This is a genomic window from Ideonella sp. (assembly GCF_035254525.1).
Lineage (GTDB): Bacteria > Pseudomonadota > Gammaproteobacteria > Burkholderiales > Burkholderiaceae_C > Ideonella.
This window is the reverse complement of record NZ_DATFAN010000206.1, coordinates 1-4,268: the sequence shown is the minus strand read 5'-3', so window position 1 is coordinate 4,268 and position 4,268 is coordinate 1. Positions and strand designations below refer to the sequence as shown.

The 4,268-nt window shown below is 70.8% G+C and carries 3 protein-coding genes; all 3 read left to right on the top strand.

Annotated features, from left to right (window positions below; all coding sequences use genetic code 11):
• Positions 1-194 (top strand): hypothetical protein (locus tag VJ693_RS23045; protein ID WP_324158124.1); only part of this gene is annotated, 194 nt, incomplete at its 5' end.
• 240 nt (positions 195-434) lie between these two features.
• Complete coding sequence (locus tag VJ693_RS23040; RefSeq protein ID WP_324158122.1) at positions 435-2,885, top strand: glycoside hydrolase family 95 protein; 2,451 nt, start codon at positions 435-437, stop codon at positions 2,883-2,885.
• On the top strand, positions 2,882-4,268 hold a 1,387-nt coding region (locus VJ693_RS23035; RefSeq protein WP_324158120.1), incomplete at its 3' end, for a right-handed parallel beta-helix repeat-containing protein. The genes VJ693_RS23040 and VJ693_RS23035, both read left to right, overlap by 4 nt.

Genomic DNA, 4,268 nt, shown 5'->3' with positions numbered 1-4,268 from the left:
AGATCGCCGGCAAGGCCGAGGTGTGGCTCGACGGCGTCAAGCTGGGCGAGAAGACCGCATCCGCGCCGGGCCCGTTGTCGCTGCCGCTGGCCAAGGGTGCGCAGCAGCGCACGCTCACCGTGCTGGTGGAGTCGCAACCGGGACAGGCCTCGGGCCTGGTCGGCCCGGTGGTCGTGGAGCCGGGAGCGCCGTGAGACCCAATGAGTTGCCCGGATCAGACCAGAACTTGGTATGACCAAAATGAGGAAACCGGATACGCGCTGAACGAGACAGAACCCCGATATTCAGTGGGGGATATGCGTCAACGCGGGTTTTCACTGGAAAGACGGCACAGGCCGTTTGGCGATACTGGTATGACCAGATTGGTAAGAGCACTGAAAGATCACGGCGAGCCGCTCGACGGCCGCCAGGAAGACCCGGGGAGCCGGCCTCGCATGAACCACAGACGCCGCTTCCTCGCCTGCACGGGCCTCGCGCTCGCACTGCCTGGCCTCGCGCGGGCCAAGGTGCTTGCCACCGAACGCGAAGGCCGCGAAGAGCTGTCACTCTGGTACGAGCAGCCGGCCGGTCCGTGGGTCGAGGCCCTGCCGGTGGGCAACGGCCGCCTCGGTGCGATGGTGTTCGGCCGGGCTGCGCAGGAACGCCTGCAGCTGAACATCGACACGCTGTTCGGCGGTGGGCCGTACACCCCCGACAACCCCAAGGCGCTGGAAGCCCTGCCGCGTGTGCGCGCCCTGCTCGATGAAGGCCGTTGGCACGAAGCCTCCGAACTGGCGGGCAAGACGATGATGGCGCAGCCGCTGGTCCAGATGCCTTACGGCACGGCCGGCGACCTGTTCCTCGACATCAAGGGCCTGCAGGGCGCGTCGAACTACCGTCGCTGGCTGGACCTCGACAGCGCAACGGCCGTCACCCGCTTCCGGGATGGGCGCGTGCGCCATCTGCGCGAGTCGTTCTGCAGCGAACCGGACCAGGTGCTGGTGTTGCAGCTCTCGGCGCAGGGCGGCAGCCTCGACTTCGATCTCGGCTATCGACACCCGGCCGATGCCGAGTACGGCGCGAAGACCTACGACGGCAAGACAGGCGCCGTCTCGCTGGCGGGTGCCCCCTGGGACCACCACGAGCCGCTGCGCCAGGAGCAGCGCCCCGCCACGCTGTCGATCACACCCGACGGCCACGACGCGCTGCTGATCCGGGGCCGCAATGTGGCGGACGCCGGCATCGCGTCCGCGCTGCGCTATGCCGTGCGCGTGAAGGCCGTGAGCGACGGCCGCGTCACCGTGACCGGCGACACCCTGCAGGTCAGGGGTGCCCGCACGGTGATGCTGCTCGTGGCGGCCGCCACCAGCCACGTCCGCTTCGACGACGTCAGCGGCGATCCGGTCGCCGCCGTGCGCAGCCGCAGCGAGACGGCCGCGCGCAGGTCGTATGGGCAGCTCAGGCAGCGGCACCTGCAGGCGCACCAGGCACTGTTCCGCCGCCTGTCGATCCGCCTCGGCAGCGAACCGGCCGATCCGCGCCCGACCGACGAGCGCATCTTTGCCGCCGCCGACGAAGTCCAGCCGGCCCTGGCGGCGCTGTACGTGCAGTACGCGCGCTATCTGCTGATCTCGTCGTCGCGCCCCGGCAGCGAGCCGGCCAACCTGCAGGGCCGCTGGAACGAGGGGCTCCATCCGCCCTGGGGCAGCAAGTACACGATCAACATCAACACCGAGATGAACTACTGGCCCGCGGGGCCAGGCAACCTCGGTGAATGCGTCGAGCCGCTGCTGCGGATGGTGGAAGAGCTGGCGGTCACCGGCGCCCGCACTGCGCGCACCTGCTACGGCGCGCGAGGCTGGGTGGCCCACCACAACACCGACCTGTGGCGCGCCGCGGCGCCGGTGGACGGCCCGTTGTGGGGCCTGTGGCCCTGCGGCGGCGCCTGGCTGTGCAACACCCTGTGGGATCACTACGAGTACCACCCCGAGCCGGCGACCCTGCGACGCCTGTACCCGCTGCTGAAGGGTGCGTCGGTGTTCTTCCTCGACACGCTCGTCGAGGATCCCAAGGGCCGCGGCCTCGTCACTTCACCCTCGCTCTCGCCGGAGAACGACCACCATGCGGGCGTTTCGCTGTGCGCCGGTCCGGCCATGGACCGGCAGATCCTGCGCGACCTGTTCGACCACACGCTGCAGGCGCATGAGCTGCTCGGCTTGCAAGAGGACGACTTCGTGCGCGCCCTGCGCAAGGCCCGCGCCAGGCTGCCGGCCGATCGCATCGGCGCGCAAGGCCAGCTGCAGGAGTGGCTGGAGGACTGGGACGCCGGCGCGACCGATACGCGCCACCGCCATGTGTCGCACCTGTACGCCGTCTACCCCAGCGGCCAGATCAACCTGCGCGACACGCCCGCGCTCGCGCAGGCGGCGAAGGTCACGCTGAACGCGCGCGGCGATCAATCGACGGGATGGGCCACCGCCTGGCGCCTCGCGCTGTGGGCCCGCCTGGGCGATGGCGATCGCGCGCATTCGATCCTGCAGGGCCTGCTCGGGCCGGTGCGCACCTACCCGAACATGTTCGACTCGCACCCGCCATTCCAGATCGACGGCAACTTCGGCGGCGCGGCGGGCATCCTGGAAATGATCGTGCAGTCGTGGGGCGGCGAGATCCACCTGCTGCCCGCACTGCCCACGGTCTGGCCCGACGGCGGCCTGCACGGCGTGCGCGCACGCGGCGGCGTGGAGCTGGACATCGACTGGAAGGGCGGGCGGGTCGCTCAGCTGCGCCTGCGCGGACCGGCGCGGGCCACCGTCGCGCTGCGCCACCGCGGCAGGCGGCTCGAGGCTCAGCTCGACGAGCATGGGCGCGGCCAGCTCGGCGCCGCTGCCTTCGCGGCCCAGGGATGAAGAAGCTGGCTTCGTGTGGTGCCATCAGGGCCACGCTGCTTGCGCTGACCGTTCTGGCGGGCGGCTTGGGCGCCGAGGCGCGCGCCGCGGCCGTCGTCGTCAAGGACGCCAGGTCGCTGGCCGCCGCGCTCGACAAGGCGCGGGCCGACAAGCGCATCCAGCGCATCCAGCTGGCAACCGGCACCTACGAGCTGGCGGCGCCGATCGTCATCGACGAGGCGTTGTCGGGCACCGCTGACCACCCGTTCGTGCTCGACGCGGCGCCCGGCGCGCGGGCCGTGCTGACCGGCGCGTCGGGCCTGCCCGCGTTGCGGTGGGAATCGTGGCAGAACGGCGTGTGGCGCGCCCGGTACGCGGGCCCGGCGTTCCAGCGCCTGTGGCTGGGCACGCAGGCGCTGGTGCGCGCCCGCTACCCCAACCTAGACCCCACGCATCCGGGATTCGGCGGTGCGCCCGATGCCACGGCGCCCGAGCGCGTCGCGCGCTGGCACGACCCCGAAGGCGCCGTCCTGCATGCGCTGCACGGCAACCGCTGGGGCGGCGTGCAGGTGCCGATCCTCGGCAAGCAGGCCGACGGCAGCCTCGCCTACGGCGCGCAGGTCGGCAACAACCGCGCGATGCCGCCGAGCGAGCGCGACCGCTACGTCGAGAACGTGCTGGAGGAGCTCGACGCGCCAGGCGAGTGGTTCCACGATCGCCAGCAGGGCTGGCTGTACTTCAAGCCGATCGCGGGCACGCAGCCGCCGGCGAGCGGGTTCCGCGCCAGCGTGCACGAGGCCTTGATCCGCATCGAAGGCCGGGCTGCGGCGGTGCAGCACGTGCGCGTGCGGCACCTGCAGTTCAAGGAGACCGAGCCCACTTTCCTGAAGGCGGTCGAGCCGCTGCTGCGCTCGGACTGGAAGTTCTACCGTGTCGGTGCGGTGACGATCGAGAACGCGGGCGACGTGCGCGTCGAGGATTCGGAGTTCACCGACCTCGGCGGCCATGCGGTGGTGGTCAGTGGCCGCGCGCAGCGCGTGGTGGTCTCCGGCAACCACATCCATGCGATCGGCGGCACGGCAGTGGCCTTCGTCGGCCGGCCCGACGCGGTCCGCTCCCCGCTGTTCGAGTACCAGGAGCGGCTCGAACTGTCGGCGATCGACCCGACGCCCGGCCCGAAATCGGATGCGTACCCGAAGGATTCGGCGGCCGCGGACAATCTGATCCACGACATCGGCCTGATCGACAAGCAGGCCACCGGGGTGGAGCTGTCGATGGCCGCGCGCATCACGGTGGACCACAACTCGATCTACCGCGTGCCGCGTGCCGGCATCAACGTCGGCGACGGCACCTGGGGCGGGCATCGCATCACCCACAACGACGTCTTCGACACCGTGCTCGAAA